19 protein-coding genes are annotated in these 20,912 nt (G+C 67.6%); 10 read left to right on the top strand and 9 right to left on the bottom strand.

Translation table 11 applies throughout. The annotated features are described in order from the left end of the window. Window positions 1–180: 180 nt before the first annotated feature. Window positions 181–927, bottom strand: coding sequence for a FadR/GntR family transcriptional regulator (locus C8J24_RS15965; protein WP_031439703.1), 747 nt, complete (start codon window positions 925–927; stop codon window positions 181–183). Window positions 928–1,203: 276 nt separating this feature from the next. Here C8J24_RS15965 and C8J24_RS15960 point away from each other — a divergent pair, with 276 nt between their 5' ends. Genes C8J24_RS15960 through C8J24_RS15935 form a run of 6 tightly spaced genes read left to right on the top strand, consistent with a single transcriptional unit; the run spans window position 1,204 to window position 9,455 of the window. Further along, the gene (locus C8J24_RS15960; RefSeq protein WP_107933894.1) at window positions 1,204–2,601 is read left to right on the top strand and encodes a 3-keto-disaccharide hydrolase; all 1,398 of its coding nucleotides are present in this window, start codon (window positions 1,204–1,206) and stop codon (window positions 2,599–2,601) included. 13 nt (window positions 2,602–2,614) lie between these two features. Beyond that, window positions 2,615–3,925, top strand: a complete 1,311-nt coding sequence (locus C8J24_RS15955) for a Gfo/Idh/MocA family protein (protein ID WP_107933892.1) — start codon at window positions 2,615–2,617, stop codon at window positions 3,923–3,925. A 1-nt stretch (window position 3,926) separates the two neighbouring features. Then, entirely contained in the window at window positions 3,927–4,781 is an 855-nt protein-coding gene (locus tag C8J24_RS15950) for an FAD:protein FMN transferase (RefSeq protein WP_244180775.1), read from the top strand. Continuing rightward, window positions 4,778–6,049 (top strand): Gfo/Idh/MocA family protein, encoded by a 1,272-nt coding sequence (locus C8J24_RS15945; protein WP_107933890.1) that lies wholly within the window; start codon window positions 4,778–4,780, stop codon window positions 6,047–6,049. Before C8J24_RS15950 ends, C8J24_RS15945 begins: the two co-directional genes overlap by 4 nt. A gap of 14 nt (window positions 6,050–6,063) precedes the next feature. Continuing rightward, window positions 6,064–7,221: a Gfo/Idh/MocA family protein gene (locus tag C8J24_RS15940; RefSeq protein WP_107933888.1), complete on the top strand. Its 1,158-nt coding sequence runs from the start codon at window positions 6,064–6,066 to the stop codon at window positions 7,219–7,221. After that, a complete protein-coding gene (locus C8J24_RS15935) occupies window positions 7,218–9,455 on the top strand; it encodes a GH92 family glycosyl hydrolase (RefSeq protein WP_107933886.1) in 2,238 nt (745 codons plus the stop codon). The genes C8J24_RS15940 and C8J24_RS15935 overlap by 4 nt, the downstream gene beginning before the upstream one ends. Before the next feature lie 13 nt (window positions 9,456–9,468). Here the strand turns inward: C8J24_RS15935 and C8J24_RS15930 are convergent, their stop codons facing one another. Continuing rightward, on the bottom strand, window positions 9,469–10,623 hold the full coding sequence (locus C8J24_RS15930; RefSeq protein WP_107933884.1) for a cellulase family glycosylhydrolase: 1,155 nt from the start codon (window positions 10,621–10,623) through the stop codon (window positions 9,469–9,471). Window positions 10,624–10,881: 258 nt separating this feature from the next. Between C8J24_RS15930 and C8J24_RS15925 the strand changes: the two genes are divergently transcribed. Next, a complete protein-coding gene (locus tag C8J24_RS15925; protein WP_107933882.1) occupies window positions 10,882–11,781 on the top strand; it encodes a 2-dehydro-3-deoxygalactonokinase in 900 nt (299 codons plus the stop codon). After that, window positions 11,778–12,413 (top strand): 2-dehydro-3-deoxy-6-phosphogalactonate aldolase, encoded by a 636-nt coding sequence (locus tag C8J24_RS15920; protein WP_107933880.1) that lies wholly within the window; start codon window positions 11,778–11,780, stop codon window positions 12,411–12,413. The genes C8J24_RS15925 and C8J24_RS15920 overlap by 4 nt, the downstream gene beginning before the upstream one ends. A 33-nt stretch (window positions 12,414–12,446) precedes the next feature. On the opposite strand, the gene lldD is transcribed toward C8J24_RS15920, so the two are convergent. From lldD to fucP, 5 genes are read right to left on the bottom strand one after another with little or no spacing between them, the layout of a single operon-like run. Further along, window positions 12,447–13,580, bottom strand: coding sequence for an FMN-dependent L-lactate dehydrogenase LldD (gene lldD, locus C8J24_RS15915; RefSeq protein WP_107933878.1), 1,134 nt, complete (start codon window positions 13,578–13,580; stop codon window positions 12,447–12,449). Between the two features lie 7 nt (window positions 13,581–13,587). After that, window positions 13,588–14,877: an L-fuconate dehydratase gene (locus C8J24_RS15910; protein ID WP_107933876.1), complete on the bottom strand. Its 1,290-nt coding sequence runs from the start codon at window positions 14,875–14,877 to the stop codon at window positions 13,588–13,590. After that, window positions 14,874–15,722, bottom strand: a complete 849-nt coding sequence (locus C8J24_RS15905; RefSeq protein ID WP_107933874.1) for a fumarylacetoacetate hydrolase family protein — start codon at window positions 15,720–15,722, stop codon at window positions 14,874–14,876. The genes C8J24_RS15910 and C8J24_RS15905 overlap by 4 nt, the downstream gene beginning before the upstream one ends. Window positions 15,723–15,765: 43 nt before the next feature. Further along, window positions 15,766–16,506 (bottom strand): SDR family oxidoreductase, encoded by a 741-nt coding sequence (locus C8J24_RS15900; RefSeq protein WP_107933872.1) that lies wholly within the window; start codon window positions 16,504–16,506, stop codon window positions 15,766–15,768. Further along, window positions 16,503–17,837: an L-fucose:H+ symporter permease gene (gene fucP / locus C8J24_RS15895; protein WP_244180774.1), complete on the bottom strand. Its 1,335-nt coding sequence runs from the start codon at window positions 17,835–17,837 to the stop codon at window positions 16,503–16,505. Before fucP ends, C8J24_RS15900 begins: the two co-directional genes overlap by 4 nt. Before the next feature lie 118 nt (window positions 17,838–17,955). On the opposite strand from fucP, the gene C8J24_RS15890 reads away from it, so the two are divergent. Continuing rightward, window positions 17,956–18,810, top strand: a complete 855-nt coding sequence (locus C8J24_RS15890) for an amidohydrolase family protein (RefSeq protein WP_107933868.1) — start codon at window positions 17,956–17,958, stop codon at window positions 18,808–18,810. Next, the gene (locus tag C8J24_RS15885) at window positions 18,807–19,583 is read left to right on the top strand and encodes an L-fucose dehydrogenase (protein WP_107933866.1); all 777 of its coding nucleotides are present in this window, start codon (window positions 18,807–18,809) and stop codon (window positions 19,581–19,583) included. The genes C8J24_RS15890 and C8J24_RS15885 overlap by 4 nt, the downstream gene beginning before the upstream one ends. 4 nt (window positions 19,584–19,587) lie before the next feature. Here the strand turns inward: C8J24_RS15885 and C8J24_RS15880 are convergent, their stop codons facing one another. Together C8J24_RS15880 and C8J24_RS15875 are read right to left on the bottom strand one after the other, a co-directional pair. Continuing rightward, a complete protein-coding gene (locus C8J24_RS15880; RefSeq protein ID WP_107933864.1) occupies window positions 19,588–19,926 on the bottom strand; it encodes an L-rhamnose mutarotase in 339 nt (112 codons plus the stop codon). A gap of 50 nt (window positions 19,927–19,976) precedes the next feature. Continuing rightward, window positions 19,977–20,789, bottom strand: coding sequence for an IclR family transcriptional regulator (locus tag C8J24_RS15875; RefSeq protein ID WP_107933862.1), 813 nt, complete (start codon window positions 20,787–20,789; stop codon window positions 19,977–19,979). Between the last annotated feature and the right edge of the window lie 123 nt (window positions 20,790–20,912).

Here is a 20,912-nt window from a genome sequence, read left to right as displayed (position 1 = left end):
TCGGCGCGGCCCGACATTTTGCCGCCCCAGTTTTCTAGGGTCGACGTACATCGTCAGGTATCAGGGCCGCAGAAATATGACAATATGGAATCATTTGGTCAGACAATTAGTTTGACCAATATTTTGAGGCGCATCCGTAGCCGCGATTTGACAGCATGCACCTCTAGACGCGGGGGCGGGTCAGACCGAGCGACGGGCCAGGGCACGGCGGCGCTGGACGGTCGCGGCCCGCGCGCGTTCGACCGCTTCGGTCTCGGTGACGTCGAGCAGGTGGTCGATCACACGCGCAAGGTGATCGCGCATCGCGTTGCGCGCGTCGACCGGCGAGCGCGCCTCCAGCGCGGTCAGGATCCGGCCGTGCTCGGCCATGCGGTTCTCCGTGCCGAGGCTTCCCGCCTTCGCCAGAACCTCGCGCGCGAGTGGCGAGCGGAAGCGCATGTCCCAGAAGTCGGCCACCGCGGAGATGATCACCGCATTGCCGGTCGCCTCGGCGATCGCGATGTGGAACCGGCGATCCGCGTCCTCTGCCGCGATCGTGTCGTCCTGATCCATCTGCGCCAGCAGACCGCGTAGCTCGACCAGCTGCTCCTCCGTGATCTCGGTCGCGGCGACCGCGGCGACTTCGCCTTCGAGCAGGCGACGCGCCTCGGTGATCTCGAACGCGCCGATATCGAGTTCCTGCTCCGAGTCGTTCGATGACGATGCCAGCACGAACACGCCCGAGCCCTTGCGGGCCTCGACCATGCCCTTCATCTCGAGTGCGATCATCGCCTCGCGGATCGTCGGGCGACTGACCTGAAACCGCTCCGTCAGATCGCGTTCGGCGGGCAGGCGACCGCCGACCTGGAATACCCCGTCCGCGATGTCCGTCATGATCGCCTGCACGATTTTGCGGTAGAGTTTACCGCCGCCTTCAGCGTCCTGCATTGCATTCCTCGTTCGATAGACGGCAGCCTGAACGTCGGCGCCGTCCCCTACATCGCGCGGACACCGGCATCGTCAAGTCCGGTAAGCCCCGAACCAGCGGAAACATCGATAAAATGCCTTACAATCTGTTTGCATGTGGCCCGACCACAAATTAGGGTCGGTTTTGGAGAGACGTACGGCAGCGACATGTCGGCGGTGAAACGATGCGAGACGACCGGACCTGTCCGGATAGGGCTGCCCAGCCCGTGCTCGCAGAAAAGAGAAAAGGGGAGGCGAATGGTTCGAGCACTCGCAATTCTGACCTTGGCGGCCGCACCGTTGCTGCTGCAGGCGTCGGTCGACGCTGCCCCTGCGTCTCAATCGTCCACAGATCAGGCAAAAGCACCGTGGCGCGACGTGACCCCGCGCGCGGGGCTGGCCGGCTGGCGCGCGACCGGGGGCAACGCGACCTATGCGTTCGAGAATGGCGAGCTGATCGGGCGCGCCGAGCCCGGCAAGACCAATAGCTGGCTCGTGTCCGAGGCCCAGTATGGCGACTTCATCGTCGAGTTCGATGCGAAGACCGACCCTGCGCTCAATTCGGGGATGATGATCCGCGGACAGAGCCGGCCCGATTATCGCAATGGCGTCGTGCACGGCTATCAGGTCGAGATCGATCCGTCGGCGCGCGCCTGGAGCGCGGGCATGTATGACGAACAGCGCCGGCAATGGCTGTATACGCTCGGCCGCAACGCGCCCGCGCGGCAGACCTTCCGCTCGGGCGACTGGAACCACTACCGTGTCGAGGCGATCGGCGCGCGGCTGCGCAGCTGGATCAACGGCGTGCCCGCGACCGATACCGTCGACGATGTCGATGCGCGCGGGTTCATCGCGTTCCAGGTGCATGCGATCCCCGATGCGGACGCAGCGCGGCACCCCGAGGTGCGGTTCCGCAACGTCCGCGTGATCACCGATGCGCCGGCGCGCTACGCGATGCCCGCGACCGCGCTGCCGCAGCAGGGCTGGCTGAGCAATAAGCTGTCCGCGGAGGAACAGCGCGCGGGCTGGAAGCTGCTGTGGGACGGCAAGACAGGTGCCGGCTGGCGCAGCGCAAAGGGGACGGCGTTTCCGACGACGGGCTGGACGATGGCCGGCGGCGTGCTGCGCGTGGACGGCGGCGGCGGCGACCTCGTCACGACCCGCGAATATCGCGATTTCGAGCTTTCGGTCGATTTCAAGCTGGCGCCCGGCGCGAACAGCGGGATCAAGTATTTCGTCGATGCCGGCCTGCTGAAGCGCAAGGGCGAGGCGCTGGGGCTGGAATATCAGCTGCTCGACGATGCGCGGCATCCCGATGCGAAGATGGGTCGCGACGGCAACCGGACGCTCGGCTCGCTCTACGATCTGATCGCGGCGAGGAACCTGTCCGACCCGGCAAGCCCGGGCAAGCGGATCAATCCGCCGGGCGAATGGAACCGGGCGGTGATCGTGGTGCGCGGCGCGCGTGTCGAGCACTGGCTGAACGGCTTCAAGATGGTCGAATATGACCGCGGGTCGCCGGCGTTCCGCGCGCTGGTGGCGCAAAGCAAATATGCCGGGATCGCCGGGTTCGGCGACGCCGTGCAGGGGCCGATCCTGCTTCAGGATCATGGCGACCGGGTCGAGTTCCGGTCGATCAAGCTGCGTACACTCTAAGGGGGATCAAGCGATGGACCGTCGGACGATGATAAAGGGCGCGGGCGCGACGCTCGGCATGGCGATGACCGCGCGCAGCTATGCACGGATCAAGGGTGCGAACGACCGGCTGAGCGTCGCGATCGTTGGCGTGAACAGCCGCGGCCAGGCGCATATGAGCGCGTTTACCAAGGTCCCGAACGTCGAGGTCACGCATTTCTGCGACGTCGACTCGGCGGTACTGGCCAAGCGCGCGGCGGCCTTTGCCGCGAAGGGCCATGCCGCGCCGCGGACCGAAGGCGATTATCGAAAGTTGCTCGACAACAAGGCGATCGACATCATCACCGTCGCGACGCCCGATCACTGGCACGCCAAGCTGGCGGTCGACGGGATGAAGTCGGGCCATCACGTCTATTGCGAAAAGCCGATCGGCATTGCGCCGGCCGAGGGCGAGGCGATGATCGCCGCGCAGAAGAACACCGGGCGCCAGCTGCAGGTCGGCAACCAGCAGCGTTCGAGCCCCGAGACGCGGCAGCTGCTCGCGCTGGTCCAGGCGGGCGAGCTGGGCGACGTGTACGAGGCGCAGACCTGGTACGCCAATAATCGCGGATCGATCGGCAAGGGGCAGCAGGTCGCACCACCCGCGACGCTCGACTGGGACATGTGGCAGGGCCCGCGGCCACGTGCGGCGTACCGGTCGAACCTGGTGCCGTATAACTGGCACTGGTTCTGGCAATATGGAACGGGCGAGCTGTGCAACAACGCGATGCACGAACTCGACATCGCGCGCTGGCTGATGGGCCTGACCTATCCGACGAAGGTCGAGGCGAAGGGGGCCAAGCGCTTCCACGCGGGCGACGACTGGGAGATGTACGACTCGCTGTCGCTCGACCTGAACTACGACAACGACCGGGTGATCCGCTGGAACGGGCAGAGCTGCAACGCGATGCAGACCTATGGTCGCGGCCGTGGCGTGCTGCTGCTCGGGACGAAGGGATCGGCGGTGGTCGATCGCAACGGGTTCGAACTCTATGATCTGGCGGGCAAGTCGATCCGGCAGGTAATGGCCAAGGCGACGTCGGAGACGACCGGCACGGTCGGCGAGGGGGTGCTCGACGTCTATCACGCGAACAATTTCGTCGATGTGATCCGCGGCAAGGCCGCCGCGCTCAACTCGCCGATCACCGAGGGGCATATCAGCACGACGCTCTGCCATCTGGGCAACATGGCCTATCGCACCAACAGTGTTCTGACCGTCGATCCGACTACCGGCAGGCCGAGCAGTGCCGAGGCGATGAAGTTGTGGTCGGTCGCGTACGAACCCGGCTGGGAGGTCAAGGCCTGACGTGGGTATCGCCGCGCGGGTCGAGCGCTTCGTCGCGATGGGGACGCGGATCGAGCTTCACGTCTTCGGTGTAGGGTCTGAGGACGCGCTGGTCGCGGCACGGCGTGCGATCGAGGGCGTCGACGACGCGCTGACGATCCACCGGCCGTCGCCGACGACCGCGCTCAACGACGAACTGCTCGCCGGGCACAGCGTCGCGATCGACGATCCGGTGCTGGCCGAGGCGCTGATCGCGATCGACGCGGCGCATGCACTGACCGAGGGCCTGTTCGATCCGGCGGCGGATCGCCGGTTCGCCGGGGCGGGCTGGGGCGATCTCGTGTTCGACCGCAGCTCCGCGCGGATCGCCGCGACCCGGCCGCTCGCGCTCGACTTCGGCGGGTTCGGCAAGGGCTTCGCGCTCGACCGGGCGTGCGCGGCGTTGCGCGATGCGGGGGTCGTCTGCGCGTGCCTGTCCGCGGGTGAAAGCTCGATCGCGGTGATCGGGGAGCATCCGCTGGGCGGCGGGTGGCCGTTCGCGATCCCCGATCCGTCGCGCACCGACGCGGTGCTCGTCGAGGTCGAACTGGTTGACGAGGCGCTGTCGATCTCGACGACGGTCGGCGCGGGCACGCAGGCGCCCGAGCGGGCGGCGATGATCCGCCCCACCGATGGCGGGATCGTGACTGCGGCGCGCTGTACCGTGGCCATCGATCGCACCGGCGGCGCTGCGGAGGCGATGAGCACCGCGCTGCTCGTCGCCGATGCGGCGCGCGCGCGACGCCTGCTCGACGCGGCGCCGGCACAGCGGTTCCTGTACGATCTTTCCAAGGCCGCGGCGCGGACCGACGACACAGCAAGGATGCAAGCGGCATGACCGACAAGGATTTCAACCTTTCACGACGATCGTTCATCGATCGCGTGCTGACGGCGACGGCGGGCGCGGGGATGGCGACGGCCGCACCCTGGGCGGTGTCCGCGGCCTCCGCGGCGGCGGGCGCCGAGCCGGTCAAGTCGAACCCGGTGCGGCTTGGCGTGATCGGCACGGGCGACCGCGGCCGCGCGCTGATCCAGAACATCGCCAAGTCGCGCAACTGCACGGTCGTCGCGATCTGCGACAGCTATGCGCCGAACCTCGTCAAGGCGCAGCAATGGGCGCCGACCGCGCGGCGCTTTGCCGATCACCGCGAGATGCTCGATGCGCGCGGGATCGACGCGGTGGTCATCGCCACGCCGCTCGATACGCATGCGAAGCTCTGCTTCGACGCGTTCGACGCCGGGCTGCATGTCTGGTGCGAAAAGGCGATGGCGCGGACGATCGCCGATTGCGGCGCGATGATCACGCACGCCAAGGCGGCGGGCAAGATCCTGCAGATCGGGCATCAGCGGATGTTCCACCCGACCTACCTCAACGCGTTGAAACGCGCGCGCGCGGGCGAGATCGGCACACTGACACAGATCCGCGCGAGCTGGCACCGCAACAATGCCTGGCGCCGCGCGGTGCCTGCCGATGCGAACGACCGGCAGATCAACTGGCGGCTGTACCGCGACCGGTCGGCAGGGCTGATGACCGAGCTCGCGACGCATCAGCTTCAGGTCGGTAACTGGTTTCTCGACGCGGTGCCGACGCGGGTGATCGGGTCGGGCAGCATCTGTTTCTGGAAGGACGGCCGCGAGGTCTATGACCATGTCGCGCTGATCTACGAATATAGCGGCGGGCGGAAGCTGATCTACACCTCGCTGCTCAACAATGCGCGCTATGGCTGCGAGGAGCAGATCCAGGGCAGCAAGGGGACGATCGAGCCGGAGCTGGGACGCATCTATCAGGAAGTGCCCGCCAAGGTGCTGGCGTTGCAACGGATGCACAAGGACGTCGCGCGCGGGCACAAGCGCACCGTGCCGATCGGCGGCGCAACCTGGTTCCCCGAACTGCCCGTGACGACACCCGGCGAGTCGCTCGGCTGGGGCGAATATGACGAGACGATGCTGCAGTTCGAGGGCTTTGGCGAGGCGGTGCGCGCGGGCAAGCCGCTGCCCGGCCTGTTGCGCCAGGCCTATCAGGCGAGCGTCGCGTCGCTGCTCGGCGAGCAGGCGATGGACCAAAATCAAGCAATGACCTGGCCGACGAACCTGGTCGCGATCTGAAAGGGGATAGAGCTGTGAGCGACACCAACCGCCGGGGACTTCTCGGGCTCGGACTGACCGCCGGACTGGCCGCGGGCTTCGCCGCCGACGCGTTCGCGCAATCCGCCACGCGCGGCGACGCGCCGACTGAAGGGGCGATGGCCAAGCCCGCGCCCGAGGCCAAATACCGCGTGCCGTTCGCGGTGATCGGGATGGACCACAACCATATCTATGGCATCACCGACGCGGTGATCCGCGGCGGCGGCGTCCTGACCGCCTTCTACGCGACCGATCCCAAGCAGATCGCGATGTTCCGCAAGCGCTATGGCGACATCAAGCTCGCGCGGTCCGAGCAGGAGATCCTCGACGACCGCGCGATAAAGCTGGTGTGCAGCGCAGCGATCCCCGTGCTGCGTGCGCCGCTGGGCATCCGCGTCATGCGCGCGGGCAAGGACTATCTGAGCGACAAGGCCGCGGTCGTGACGCTGAAGCAGCTCGCCGATGTCCGCCGCGCGATCCGGGAGACGGGGCGCAAGTTCGCGATCATGTATTCCGAACGGCTCGAGGTGCCCGCCGCGGTGATGGCGGGGCAGCTCGTCCATGACGGCGCGATCGGGCGCGTGATCCAGACGATCAACCTCGCGCCGCACCGGCTGTCCGCGCCGAGCCGCCCCGACTGGTTCTGGGATCCCGCGCGCAACGGCGGCATCCTGACCGATGTCGGCAGCCACCAGGCGGACCAGTTCGTCTATCTGACGGGCAGCAAGCGCGCGCAGGTGCTCGCGTCGCAGACGGGCAATTTCGGCAATCCTGCGCATCCTAAGTTCGAGGATTTCGGCGACATGATGCTGAGCGGCGATGGCGGTGCGGGCTATGTCCGCGTCGACTGGTTCACGCCCGATGGCCTGTCGACCTGGGGCGACGGTCGCCTCTTCATCCTCGGCACCGAGGGCTATATCGAGTTGCGCAAATATGTGGATATCGCGGGGCGCCCGGGCGGCAACCACTTGCTGATCGCGGACAAGAAGGGGACGCGCTATCTCGATTGTTCCAAGGTGCCGCTGCCGTTCGGACCGCAGTTCGTGACCGACCTGGTCGAACGCACGTCGGTGGCGCAGGATCAGGAGGGCGCGCTGCTCGCGGCCGAGCTCGTGCTGACCGCGGAGGCGCGTGCGACTCCGGCGAAGCGATGACAGCGCGCCGCGGCGCGGCGGCCTGCACAGTGCTGCGCGCGATCGGAATCGGCGTGGCGCTTGCGGCGGCCGCACCGGCCGCACCGGGGCCGGGTCGCGATCCGCTGCCGCTCAGCGACTATGTCGATCCGCTGATCGGCACCGGGGACGACGACGAGGGCGACACGATCCCGGGGCCGACGCTGCCCGCGGGGTCGATCCATCCCAGCCCGAACACGATCACCGCGGCGACCAGCAATGCGGGCTATGACCGCGCCGCACCGCTGAGCGGGTTCGCGCAGTTGCATACGCAGGGGTCGGGCGGGGTGCCGAGCTATGGCACGTTCCTGGTCTCGCCGCAGACGGGGCCGCTCGCGACAGCCGAAGCGGAGCATCTATCGCCCAAGCGCGACGAGCGCGCACGGGCGGACGGCTACCGCGTGACGCTCGCGCGCTATGGCACCGATGTCGAGATCGCGCCCGCGCATCATGCCGCACTCTACCGCTTCACCTTTCCGAACAGCGGCGACGCGCATCTGCTGTTCGACGTGACGCGCAAGATCATGGGCGAGCTCGGGACCGCGGGATCCGAGGTGACGCTGTTCCCCGAGCAGGGCAAGATCGTCGGGCGCGTCCGCACCCGGCATTACTGGTCGCCCGCGGAGGTCGACATCTGGTTCGTCGCCAGGGTCGACGCGAAGCCGACCGCCTGGGGAGTCGAACGCGCCAATGTCCGCACCCCCGGCGCGACGCGCGCGAGCGCGCCCGCGGACCAGCCGCTGCGCGCGTGGTGGACGTTCGGCAGCGCGGGTCGCGGGCCCGTCACGATGAAGATCGCGGTCTCCTTCGCCAGCGCGGCGCGCGCCGAAGAGCTGCTCGCACAGGATCTGCCCGGCTGGGACATGGCCGCGGTTCGCAGTGCGGCGGGCAAGGCGTGGAACGACGCGCTGGGGCGGGTCACGATTGACGGGGTCGGCGCGGCGGACCGGCGGCGCTTCTACACCGCGCTTTACCACAGCGTCATCCAGCCGCGCGACCGCACGCAGGACCAGGCGGACACCGAGCGCGCGTCGCCGCTCTACGACGATCACTATACGCTGTGGGACACGTACCACACGGTCTATCCGCTGATGTCGCTGATCCGGCCCAGCACCTATGCGGGCGTGATCGGATCGTTCGTGCGGACGTGGGAACGCTATGGCGCGGCGGATACCGCGTTCATCGCCGGGCGCAATTTCCATGTCGGCCAGGCGGGCGACGAGGTCGACAATGTGATCGGCGAGGGGTTCCTGCGCGGTGTTCCCGGCGTCGACTGGCAGAAGGCGGCGAACGTCGTCCTGTTCAACGCGTTCGAGCGGCGCCGGCCGCGCTATCTGGTCGACGGCTATTTTGCGGTCGACGATCGCAGCCCCGAGGGCACGCCGCAGCGGTCGCGCTCGGGATCGGCGACGACGGGCATGGCGCTCAACGATTATTACGCGGTGAAGGTCGCGGCAGGCACGGGGCACGCCGCCGAGGCCGCGCTGCTCGAGACGCGCGCGGGGAACTGGCGCAACGTCTGGGATCCGCGCGCGGCGAGCGACGGCTATACCGGGTTCGTCGGGCCGCGCTTCGCCGATGGCCGGTTCCAGCCGAACGACCCCAAGCGCGGCTGGGACGGCAAGACGCACGACAATTTCGGCTTCTACGAGGGGACGGGCTGGATCTACTCCTACGCCGCGGTCCACGACGTTCCGGGCATGGTCGCGATCATGGGCGGGCGCGCGGCGTTTACGCGGCGGTTGCAGCATGCGTTCGACGCGGGGCTGATCGACTTCACCAACGAGCCGTCCTTCTCGACGCCCTGGCTGTTCAGCGAGGTCGGGCGCCCCGATCTGGCGAGCAAATATGCCGATATCGTCTTCCGGCGGTTTACCGCGGACGCCTATCCCGGCGACGAAGACAGCGGCGCGATGAGTTCGCATTATGTGTTCAACCGCCTCGGTCTGTTCCCGAAGCTCGGCAGCGACCTCTATTATCTCCACGCGCCGCACCAGCCGCGGAGCCGGATCACGCTCGAGAGCGGGCGGACCTTCACGATCGTCGCGCGCGGGCAGGGGGCGGGGACGCGCTACATCCGCGCGGCGCGGCTCAACGGGCGACCGCTCGACACGCCGTTCGTGTCGCAGGCCGCGATCCTGCAGGGCGGGACGCTCGAGTTCGAGCTGGGTCGCACGCCGAACGACTGGGGTCGCGCGGCGTCGTCGCTGCCCTGAGACCCGATCGGCGTCAGCGCCGGTGGGCGCCGGGTTCACCGGGAACCACGGTCTTTGGTGCCGCGCTCAGCTGGCGGATCAGGTCGGTCTCCGCCTTGCGATACGGCGTGCCGTCGGCGCGGAAGACCTCGTGGAACCAGATCGTCGGCTCCTCCATCACATAGGGCTTTTTCCAGCTGTCCCAAGGCAGCCGCGTCTGCGTCTTTCCATCGACGAACCCCCAGTTCATCATCGCGACATTGTAGCGTTTGGCGATCGGCAGCGAGCCGTCGAACGTCGAACCGTTGCCGCGCGCCATATATTCGGTGCACAGGATCGGCCGGTCATACGGCAGCAACTGGCGCACGCGCGCCTCGAACGTCTCGGGCCAGCTGTAATCGTGGAAGCTGATGACGTCGGACTGGCCCAGCTGGAGCGTCTCCATCGGCGACAGCTTGCCACCGGTCGGGGTCCAGTCGTCATGCTGCCACACGCCCGACGTCAGCGGCTGTGACGGGTCGGCGTCACGTGCCCAGTCGAACGCCTGCGCGAGAAGCGCGCGGACGAGCGGCTCCTTGCCCTCCTGGCCCTTATACTGGTCGGCGCCATTGTCGGGTTCGTTCCAGACGTCCCAGCCCAGGATGCGGTCGTCTTTCGCGAACGCCCCGACGATCCCCTGCACATAGGCCTTGTACGCGGGGTAGCGGCTCCGATCGCGCAATCCCGGCAGGCCAGGACCCTGCACCCAGCCCGAATTGTGGACGCCTGGGATCGGCGGATGCTGGGGCCCGAGCCTGGGATCGGGATCCCAGCAGCTGTCGAACAGCACGAACAGCGGGCGGATGCCGTGCGCCTGCGCGATCGTCAGGAACGCGTCGATGCGGCGCTTGAAGCCTTCGGGATCCTGGACCCAGAGCTGGTCGTGGAGGAACACGCGCATCGTGTTCATCCCGATCGCTTGGGCGAGGCCGAGTTCGTGATCGATCCGCTTGGGATCCCAGGTCGCCGCCTGCCACATTTCGAGCTGGTTGATCGCGGAGGCGGGGGTGTAGTTCGCGCCCACCAGCCAAAGCTGTCTCGCGTACCAGGCCCTGGCCTGCGCCTCGGTCCAGCGCGGGCGGGCATCGGCGGTGCCAACGCTTAGCACACTCGTCGTCGCCGCGAGCGCGGCCAGCAATAGCTTGCCCATGTCTTCCTCCCCTGTCGGTCATTCTCGTTGCAGATCAGGTACGTCAGGCCGAATTGACCGTAGGCCAGGCCGGTCCAACGCGGAACCGGTGAAACAATTGCTTCTTCGTCGCACATAATTATAGGATTAGTAATAGGCGTCGCGCGGGTCAGCGGCGGCCGCGAACGGGAGCCCGGTTCTGGAAAAGCGTTTGATCTCGCCCGATCGGGTGATCGCAGCGGGTTCGCTATTCGCCGTCAGCCATGTCAGGCGCGGTCGATGAGCTATACCGTCGCTGGCGACTGGGGCACGAGCAACCTGCGGCTCTACCGGATCGAGGACGGTGCGGTTGTCGATCGCGCCGCCGGGCCCGGTATCGGGGACCTTGGCGACCAGACACCCGAACAGGTGCTGCGCGGCGCGCTCGCACGCTGGCGCGCGACATCGGAGCCGCGCGCGATCCATCTCTGCGGCATGGTGGGGTCGCGGAACGGCTGGATCGAGATTCCCTATGTCGACTGTCCTGCCGATCCGGCGATCTGGGCGGCGGGATCGGCGCGCGCAATGGTCGACCGGATACCCGTCACGATCGGCGCGGGGCTTGCCTGCACGCGCGGCTCTGGCGCACCCGATGTGATGCGCGGCGAGGAAACGCAGATCTTCGGTGCGATGGCGCTTGTGCCCGGTCTTGCGGCCGGACGTCATCTGATCGCGCTGCCCGGTACGCACAGCAAATGGGCGACCGTCGAGGATGGCCGGGTGACCGGGTTCCAGACGTTCGTGACGGGCGAGCTGTTCGCGCTGCTGCGGCGGCATTCGACGTTGACGCGTGCGGCGGCGGATGATGGCGCGCCCGAGGATGACGCCATCGGTTTCGACGCTGGGCTCGACCGCATCTCGGAGGGCGGGCATTTGCTCGGCGCGCTGTTCGAGACGCGGGCAGCGCAACTGCGCACGGGGGCCAGCGGCCGCTGGGCACTGGGGTTCCTGTCGGGGCTGGTCATCGGCGCCGAGATCGCCGAGATCCTGCCCGCGGCTACCGGCACCATCACGCTGATCGGTGATCCGGCGCTCGCCGACCGCTACAACCGGGCGCTCGCGGCGCGCGGCCTCGGCGCTACCGTTCATACCGGCGAAGCCTGTGCGCTTGCCGGTCTTGCCTTGCTGGAGACACCATGACCGTCGATGATCTGCTCGCATCGGGCACCGCGCCCATCGTCGCCATCCTGCGCGGCATCGCACCCGACGAGGTGCTGGCGATCGGCGAGGCGCTGGTCGAGGCTGGTATCCGCCTGATCGAGGTGCCGTTCAACTCGCCAGACCCGGCGACCAGCATCCGCATGCTGCAGCAGGCGTTCGCCGATCGGGCCGCGATCGGCGGGGGGACGGTGCTCGACATCGCTGCGGTCGAGGCGCTGGCCGCGACCGGCGGCACGATCATGGTGACGCCCAACACCAACCCCGCCGTCATCGCCCGCGGCGTCGAACTCGGGCTCGAGCCCATGCCCGGGTTCGTCACGCCGAGCGAGGCGTTCCAGGCGATCGCTGCGGGTGCACGACGCCTGAAGCTGTTCCCCGCGGTCGCGTTCGGGCCCGCCTATCTGAAGGCGGTGCGCGAGATCCTGCCGAAGACTGTCCGCGTCTGGGCGGTCGGCGGCACGGGCGCGGACAATCTGGCCGATTGGCTGGCGGCGGGTGCCGAGGGGATCGGCGTCGGTGGCGCGCTCTATAAGCCGGGCGACAGCGCCGCCGTCGTCGGCACGCGCGCGCGCGCGCTCGTCGCAGCGTGGCAAGCGGCGCGGTCCGTGTAACGCGGGGCTTGGGTAGCGCGGTCGTCCGCGCTCCTAGGCCAGGATGGTCCGATCGATATCAGCGATCCGGCGGACGCCCGTCAACGCCATCGCGACGCGCATCTCGCGTTCGATCAGCGTCAAGAGCAGGTCGACCCCGGCCTCGCCCCGCGCGGCAAGTGCATAGACCCAGGCACGGCCGAGCAGCACGCCCTCCGCGCCCAGTGCCAGCATCCGGACCACGTCGAGACCTGACCGTACGCCGGAGTCCGCCAGCACCGTGACCTGGCCGCGGACCGCGTCCGCGATCGCCGGCAGTGCGCGTGCAGTCGACAGCACGCCGTCGAGCTGCCGGCCGCCATGGTTGGAGACGATGATGCCGTCCGCGCCGATCTTCACCGCCTCGCGCGCATCCTCGACGTCGAGGATGCCCTTGATGATCAGCGGTCCATCCCAGGCCGAGCGGATCCATTCGAGATCGGCCCAGCCGATCGACGGATCGAAGTTCGCGCCGAGCCAGCCCATATAGTCGTTGAGCCCGCTGTTGCTGCCGAGTACGGGTTCGAGGTTGCCGAGCTTGTGCGGTCGCCCGCGTAGCCCGACGTCCCACGCCCAGCCGGGCCGACCCATCGCCTGCAGGACGCGCTTCAGGGGTGCACCCGCGCCGGACATGCCGGAATGCGCGTCGCGGTACCGTGCGCCCGGGACCGGCATGTCGACGGTGAAGACGAGCGCTTCCGCGCCGATCTGTTTCGCCGTGGCGATCAGGTCGCGCATGAACGCCCGGTCGCGGATCACGTAGAGCTGGAACCACAACGCACCCGTGCCGCTCGCCTGCTTTACCTCCGACAAGGGGCAGATCGAAACCGTCGACAGGCAGAAGGGCACGCCCGCGGTGGTCGCCGCGCGGGCGGCCTGGGTTTCACCGCGCCGATGATACATGCCACTGATCCCGACAGGACCCAGCGCGACGGGCAGCGCCATCTTCCGCCCGAACAGCGACGTCGTCAGATCGATGTCGGCGACATCGCGCAGCACGCGCTGGCGCAGCGCAATGTCGGCGAGGTCGTCGACATTGCGGCGAAGCGTCTGCTCCGCATAGGCGCCGCCATCCGCATAATCGAACAGGAAGCGCGGCAGCCGCCGTCGGGCGGCTTCGCGGAAGTCGTGCGTCGAGGCGATGATCATGACGCGATCAGTATCGCACTTCCGCCGATACCGCATAACGTTCGAGCGATGCGGGCTTCATCTCGATCGAATAGCCCGGCCGCGTCGGCGGCATATAGGCGGCGTCGCGGATGACGCAGGGATCGACGAAATGCTCGTGCAGATGATCGACATATTCGATCACGCGACCCTCGCGCGTGCCCGAAAAGCAGAGATAGTCGATCATCGACAGATGCTGGACATATTCGCACAGCCCCACGCCACCGGCATGCGGACAGACCGGCAGGTCGTGCTTGGCCGCCATCAGCAGGACCGCGAGCACTTCGTTGACGCCCCCGAGACGGCACGCGTCGATCTGCACGACGTCGATCGCGCCCGCGTCCATGAACTGTTTGAACAAGATGCGGTTCTGGCACATCTCGCCGGTCGCGACCTTGACCGAGCCGATCCCGCGGCGGATCTTGGCATGGCCCAGCACGTCGTCCGGGCTGGTCGGCTCCTCGATGAACCACGGGTTCGCGAAGGCGAGGGCGTTGACCCATTCGATCGCCTGGTCGACCTCCCAGATCTGGTTGGCGTCGATCATCAGCTTGGCGTGCGGACCGATCGCCTCGCGTGCGATCCGCAAGCGGCGGATATCGTCGTCGAGATCGCGCCCGACCTTCAGCTTGATATGATCGAACCCGGCATCGACCGCCTCGCGCGCCAACCGGTAGAGCTTCTCGTCCGAATAGCCGAGCCAGCCCGCTGACGTCGTGTAGCAGGGAAAGCCCTCGGCCTTGAGCGTCGCGATGCGTTCCGCCTTGCCCTCGGCCCGCTTGGTGAGAAGCGCGAGCGCCTCGTCGGGCGTGATGCAGTCGGTGATGTAGCGGAAGTCGATCGTGCGGACGAGTTCCTCGGGCGTCATGTCCGCGACCAGCTGCCAGACCGGCTTGCCGACGCTTTTGGCCCACAGATCCCACACCGCGTTGACGACGGCGCCGGTCGCCAGGTGGATCGCGCCCTTGTCGGGGCCGATCCAGCGTAGCTGGCTGTCATTGGTGACGTGGCGCCAGAATCGCCCGGCATCCGCCGCGATCCAGTCAAGGTCGAGCCCGATGACCCGCTCGCGCAGTGCGCCGATCGCGGCGACGCAGATCTCGTTGCCGCGCCCGATCGTGAAGGTGAGGCCGTGCCCTTCGAGCCCGGCCATGTCCGTTTCCAGCACGACATAGGCGGCGGAGTAATCGGGGTCGGGATTCATCGCGTCCGAGCCGTCGAGCGAAAGGCTGGTCGGGAAGCGGACGTCGCGAATGCGCAGCCCGGTGATCGTCGTCATGCGCGCGATTCCACGACGCGCTGGGTCTGCTCGCCAAGGCCATCGATCCCGAGCCGCATGACATTGCCCACCGCCAGATATTTGGGCGGCTTCTGGCCGAGGCCGACGCCGGGGGGCGTGCCGGTCGAGATCACGTCGCCCGACTGGAGGCTCATGAAGCGGCTGAGATAGGACACGATCTCGGCCACCCCGAACACCATCGTCGCGGTCGTGCCGTCCTGATACTTGTGACCGTCGACCTCGAGCCACAGCCGCAGCGCCTGCGGATCGGGCACCTCGTCGGCCGTGACCAGCCACGGGCCGATCGGGCCGAACGTGTCGCAGCCCTTGCCCTTGTCCCAGGTGCCGCCCCGCTCGAGCTGGTATTCGCGCTCGCTGACGTCGTTGATAACGCAATAGCCGGCGACGTGCGCCATCGCATCGGCTTCGTCGATATAGCGCCCGGGCTTGCCGATCACGACGCCGAGTTCGACTTCCCAGTCGAGCTTGGTCGAGCCACGGGGCATTTCGACCGCGTCGTCGGGACCGCAGATCGCGCTGGTCCATTTGTTGAAAATGACCGGCTCCTTGGGCACGTCCATCCCGCTTTCGGCGGCGTGATCGCTGTAGTTCAGGCCGATGCAGATGAACTTGCCGACCGCGCCGACGCAGGCGCCGTAGCGCGGCGTGCCGTCGACCAGCGGCAGCGTCGCCGGGTCGATCGCGGCCAGCGTCGCGATCCCCTCGGGCGTCAGCGCATCGCCGGCAATGTCGCCCACGACCCCCGACAGATCGCGGATCGCACCATCGGCATCGAGCATGCCGGGCTTTTCATGGTCGATCGGGCCGTAGCGTAACAGTTTCATGGAGCGAACGTCCTCTGGTTCTAGGTCGTGGGGAAGGGGGTGGTCAGTTGACCCAGCCGCCGTCGATGACATGGGTCGTGCCGGTGGTGAATGCACTCTCGTCGGACGCGAGGTATAGCGCGAGAGCTGCGATCTCTTCCGGGCGGCCAAGGCGCCCGACGGGCTGGCGCGCGACGAAGGCGGCGGTCGCCTCTTCGAGCGGAATACCGGCCGCGCTCGCCTGCTCGGCGACGCGCTGGCGCAGCGACGGGGAGTCGATCGTGCCCGGGCAGATCGCGTTGCAGCGGACGCCGCGCAGGACATAATCCGCCGCGATCGCCTTGGTCAGGCCGATCACCGCGGCCTTGGTCGTGCCATAGGCGAAGCGATTGGGAATGCCCTTCACGCTCGATGCGATCGAGGCGAGATTGACGATCGATCCGCTGCCCTGTGCGAGCATGCCCGGCAGGAAGGTGCGGCACAGCCGGTACATCGACGTGACGTTCAAGGTCATCGAAAAGGCGAAGGCGTCCTCGTCGCAGGCCAGGATATCGCCCGCATGGACATAGCCTGCGCCGTTGACGAGGATGTCGATGTCGCCGATCTGCGCCGGCAGCGCCGCGACCGCGGCGGCATCGGTGACGTCGAGCATGATGGGCGTGACGCCCGGGACCGTCGCGAGCAGCTCGCCGTTCACGTCGGCGGCGTAGACCGTCGCACCCTGTGCGACGAACGCCTCCGCGATCGATCGGCCGATGCCCTGTGCCGCAGCGGTCACCAGCGCGCGTTTACCGTTCAGTCTCAATGGATCGTCCTCATGATAGGGGAAAGGGGGGCGTCGGTCGCGCCGCGCGCGAACAGTGCGACGACCGCGAAACAGATCAGCGGCAATGCCATCGCGACGTGCAGGCCACCCGCTGCGCCCGCGATCAGGCCCATCACCGGCGGCACGAGCGCACCACCGATGATCGCCATGATGATCAGCGAGGAGCCGATCGTCGCGCGCGGCCCGAGATCGCGGACGCCGAGCGCGAAGATCGTCGGGAACATGATCGACATGAAGAAGCTGGTCAGGCCTAGCGCACCGACCGCGATCCAGCCGCCCGACAGCATCGCCACCGCGCAGAGCGCGATGTTGGCGACCGCGCACGCGAACAGCAACCGGGTCGCCGGCAGCCTGTGCATCAGCGCGGCGCCGATGAACCGCCCCGCCATGAACAGCACGAGGCTGAGCGACAACAGATAGGCGGCCGACCGCTCGGGCGTGGCGGGGAGGCTGTCCTTCACGAAATCGACGAAGAAGCTCCAGATGCCGACCTGTGCGCCAACATAAAAGAACTGTGCGACCACCGCGCGCCACAGCCCCGGCGCGCGCAGGACCGTGAACAGCCCGTCATGCGCGCTGTCGTCGGTCTTGGTGTCGAGCGCGGGGAGGCGGACCAATGCGATGGCGACGCCGACCAGCACGACGATGATCGCCAGCAGCAGATACGGCACCTGCACCATGCGCGCCTCGGCGACGCGATAGGCAACCAGCTGCGCCTGCGGCATCGTCGTCAGCGTCGCCGCGTCATGCTCGACGCCTGAGAAGATGAACAGACCGCCGATCGTCGGCGCGAGCACCGCGCCGAAGCCGTTGAACGCCTGGGCGAGGTTCAGCCGCTGCGAGGCGCGCGCCGGATCGCCGAACGCGACGATATAGGGATTGGCGGCGGTTTCCAGGAAGGCCGCACCTGACGCCAGCACGAACAGCGCGCCGAGAAAGGCCGCATATTCGCGGACTTCGGCGGCGGGCCAGAACAGCAAAGCGCCGATCGCGTACAGCGCCAGACCGGTCAATATGCCTGCGCGATACCCAAAGCGGCGCATCACCAGACCCGCGGGCAGCGCCATCACGAAATAGCCGACATAGAAGACGAACTGGATCAGGCCGGCCTGCGCGCGATTGAGGTCGAGCGCCTTCTGGAACTGGCGAATCAGGATGTCGTTGAAGTTGTTGGCAAGCGCCCAAAGGAAGAACAGGCTGGTGACGAGGATGAAGCCCGTCCGAAATCCCGGCCGGATGAAACGCCCAGTGCTCGTCGCGGTGTCAGCTATGTCGGCCATGTGGCTCGAGCCCTTCGCAGCGTGTGCCATGACATCCTCTCTTCGTCGCCTCTGGTGCGATTGCCGCCATCATAGGCCTTGAGAGAGGTTTGCATATATAAAAAATCATGTCACAGGTGAGCAACAAGTGAAGGGATGCAAAAGCCCGATGGTGAAGAGGATCGATGCCCACCAGCATTTCTGGCGTTATCGCGCGGCGGAGTATGGCTGGATCCAGCCCGGCAGCGTGCTCGCGCGCGACCGGCTCCCGGTCGATGTCCGGCCCGCGCTGGAGGCCACCGCGTTCGACGGCTGCATCGCGGTGCAGGCCTGCCAAAGTGCGGCGGAGACCGACTGGTTGCTCGCGCTCGCGGACGAGACGCCCTGGATCATGGGCGTCGTCGGCTGGGTCGACCTGACCGCGCCCGACGTCGCAGTCCAGCTCGACCGTCACGCATCGCGGTCGCTTGTGGGCATACGGCACATCGCGCAGGACGAACCTGACCCGCGCTATCTGCTGGGCGAGGATGTCCTGCATGGCGTGCGGACGATCCTGGGGCGCGGTCTCGCCTATGACATACTGGTCCGCGGGCCGGCACAGCTGGGATGCGTTCCCGACATGCTCGCAGCGGCCGGGCCGGGGGCGCTGGTACTCGATCATGGCGGCAAGCCCGACATCGCGGGTGGCGAATGGGGCCCCTGGGCCCGGACGATCGCAGACATCGCCGCCTTTCCAGGCGTCACCTGCAAACTGTCGGGGCTGGTGACCGAGGCCGATCACGTCACCTGGTCGCCGACCGACATCGCGCGGTATCTCGACCATCTGCTCGCCTGCTTCGGACCGGACCGGCTGATCTTCGGATCCGACTGGCCGGTGTGCCTGCTTGCCGCCGAGCATGCGGCGGTGGTCGACCTGATCGAAACCTTCGTCGCGCGCGCCTGCCCGGGGCACCGCGATGCGATCTTTGGCGGCACGGCGGCGCGCGTCTATCGCTTATCTACTATCGAGGATGGACTATCATGAAGCTGGGACTCGACGGTAAACTGGTGATCGTCACCGGCGGTGGCGCCGGGATCGGCGGCGCGATCTCGACGCTGCTTGCGGAGGAGGGCGCGATCCCCGCGATCCTCGGTCGCAGCGCGCTCGACCCTGCGTTCGAGGCGAATATCCGTGCGCTTCAGCCCGCAACGATGTTCATCCGCACCGAGATGACCGACGACGGCGCCTGCGCCTCGGCAGTCGCGCAGATCGTCGCGGCGGGGCACGGCGTCCATGGCCTGGTCAACAATGCGGGCGCCAATGACGGGATCGGGCTGGAAGCGGGAACAGCGGCCTTCCTCGCCTCGCTGGTCGCCAATGTTGGCCATTATTACGGCATGGCGCATCATTGCCTGCCGCACTTGAAGGCCAGCCGCGGCGCGATCGTCAACATCTCGTCGAAGACCGCGCTGACCGGGCAGGGCCAGACCAGCGGCTATGTCGCCGCCAAGGCCGCCCAGCTCGGCCTGACGCGCGAATGGGCGGCGGCGCTGGTCGGCGACGGCGTCCGCGTCAACGCGGTGCTCCCTGCCGAGGTGATGACGCCGCTCTATCGCGCGTGGATCGACACGTTCGACGATCCGCAGGCCAAGCTCGACGAGATCGCGGGCAACATCCCGCTCGGGCGCCGGCTGACGACCGATCGAGAGATCGCCGATACCGTGGTGTTCCTGCTGTCGGCGCGGTCGTCGCACACGACCGGGCAGTGGATCATCCCCGATGGCGGCTACACGCATCTCGACCGCACGCTGACCTGACCGGTCAGCCCTGCTCGTCGAGCGCGAAGATCCGTTCGGCGGGCAGCCATTTCTCGCCCGGCTGCGCGCTCGGCAACGGGCGCTGCAGGCGCGACATCGCGGCCTCCCACGCGACCACGGCGGGATCGGACGCGTCGGCCGCGGCCTTCGCCTCGGGGTCGAAGTCGGGACCGGTCCGCATCATCATCACCAGCCGGTCATCGCGCTGATAGATGTCCATCGCCTCGATCCCCGCCGCCCGGATCGAGGCGAGCACGGCCGGCGGCACCGCGCGGTGGCGATCGCGATACGCCGCGATCAGCGCGGCATCGTCGTGAAGGTCGAGGAAAAGGCAATGCCACATGATATGGTGTTCCATCGTGAGGAGGGGAGTAGGCGACACGCTTGGAGCGGTCAGCCGTCGGATCCCGCGTCCGACACGCCATGGTCGACGACCCGCTGATACAGCCCGTCGCGGACTTCGGGGGACAGTTGCTCGGCGATCGTCGCGGCGGCATGGCGCAGCACAGCCTGCGACGCGTCCAGCGTCACACGCGCGCCCGGGCCATCGACGAACGGCACGGTCAACGCCGCCCGCGCGGACCCCATCACCAGAATCGGCACCGACATGTCGGTAATCGCATTCAGGACCGGACTTGGGGTGGTGTGCAGACCCTTCGCCGCGATCCCGTCCAGCTCCGCCGCCAGCGCGGCCGCATCGAATGCAGCGCCCGCCAGACGCACGTCGTCGAGCATGGCCTGGCGCACATCCGCCGACTGGAACGCGAGCAGGACGCGTCCCGACGCCGAGCGATGCAGCGGCCGGCGATAGCCAACCCGGATGGCAAAGCCCGACAGGCTGGGGGCCTCGACGCCGACGATCACGACCATCTCGGCACCCGACGCCACCGCCATGTGACAGCTTTGCCCGGTCCGCCGCGCGACCTCGCTCATGACCGGAAGCGCGATCCCGACGAGGTTGCGGACCGGCGGCTGGCTCATGCCGAGCGCGAACAGCCGGTTGGTCAGCCGGTAGCCGTCATCGCCCCGCGCGATATAGCGGTGTTCCTCGAGCACCTGCAGCATGCGGAAGATCTCGCTGACCGACCGGCCGAGCGCGGTCGAGATATCCGACATGTTGAGCGGCGCGGTGGCGGCGGCCAGCAGCTCGAGGATCTCGAGCCCCTTTTTGAGCGCGGGCGCCTGATAGCGCGATTTCGTCGTCATGGCTCCCCCGGTGCGCTTTTGGCGGCTTCTACGATCACCCACGCCAAGAACATAGCGGCTCCGTCGCAGGCTGGTAATTCAGGACCGGCCATGGCGTGCGATCGGACGCATGGTATGCCGTGA

The sequence above is a fragment of the Sphingomonas aerolata genome (genome assembly GCF_003046295.1).
Classification (GTDB): Bacteria; Pseudomonadota; Alphaproteobacteria; order Sphingomonadales; family Sphingomonadaceae; genus Sphingomonas; species Sphingomonas aerolata.
This window is presented reverse-complemented; position numbering and strand designations above follow the sequence as displayed.

Bases quoted from the DNA above. Each gene is read 5' to 3' on its own strand.
- C8J24_RS15965 (WP_031439703.1), bottom strand. From the start codon at position 927: ATGCAGGACGCTGAAGGCGGCGGTAAACTCTACCGCAAAATCGTGCAG.
- C8J24_RS15960 (WP_107933894.1), top strand. From the start codon at position 1,204: ATGGTTCGAGCACTCGCAATTCTGACCTTGGCGGCCGCACCGTTGCTG.
- C8J24_RS15955 (WP_107933892.1), top strand. From the start codon at position 2,615: ATGGACCGTCGGACGATGATAAAGGGCGCGGGCGCGACGCTCGGCATG.
- C8J24_RS15945 (WP_107933890.1), top strand. From the start codon at position 4,778: ATGACCGACAAGGATTTCAACCTTTCACGACGATCGTTCATCGATCGC.
- C8J24_RS15935 (WP_107933886.1), top strand. From the start codon at position 7,218: ATGACAGCGCGCCGCGGCGCGGCGGCCTGCACAGTGCTGCGCGCGATC.
- C8J24_RS15930 (WP_107933884.1), bottom strand. From the start codon at position 10,623: ATGGGCAAGCTATTGCTGGCCGCGCTCGCGGCGACGACGAGTGTGCTA.
- C8J24_RS15925 (WP_107933882.1), top strand. From the start codon at position 10,882: ATGAGCTATACCGTCGCTGGCGACTGGGGCACGAGCAACCTGCGGCTC.
- C8J24_RS15920 (WP_107933880.1), top strand. From the start codon at position 11,778: ATGACCGTCGATGATCTGCTCGCATCGGGCACCGCGCCCATCGTCGCC.
- lldD (WP_107933878.1), bottom strand. From the start codon at position 13,580: ATGATCATCGCCTCGACGCACGACTTCCGCGAAGCCGCCCGACGGCGG.
- C8J24_RS15910 (WP_107933876.1), bottom strand. From the start codon at position 14,877: ATGACGACGATCACCGGGCTGCGCATTCGCGACGTCCGCTTCCCGACC.
- C8J24_RS15905 (WP_107933874.1), bottom strand. From the start codon at position 15,722: ATGAAACTGTTACGCTACGGCCCGATCGACCATGAAAAGCCCGGCATG.
- fucP (WP_244180774.1), bottom strand. From the start codon at position 17,837: ATGGCACACGCTGCGAAGGGCTCGAGCCACATGGCCGACATAGCTGAC.
- C8J24_RS15890 (WP_107933868.1), top strand. From the start codon at position 17,956: ATGGTGAAGAGGATCGATGCCCACCAGCATTTCTGGCGTTATCGCGCG.
- C8J24_RS15885 (WP_107933866.1), top strand. From the start codon at position 18,807: ATGAAGCTGGGACTCGACGGTAAACTGGTGATCGTCACCGGCGGTGGC.
- C8J24_RS15880 (WP_107933864.1), bottom strand. From the start codon at position 19,926: ATGTGGCATTGCCTTTTCCTCGACCTTCACGACGATGCCGCGCTGATC.
- C8J24_RS15875 (WP_107933862.1), bottom strand. From the start codon at position 20,789: ATGACGACGAAATCGCGCTATCAGGCGCCCGCGCTCAAAAAGGGGCTC.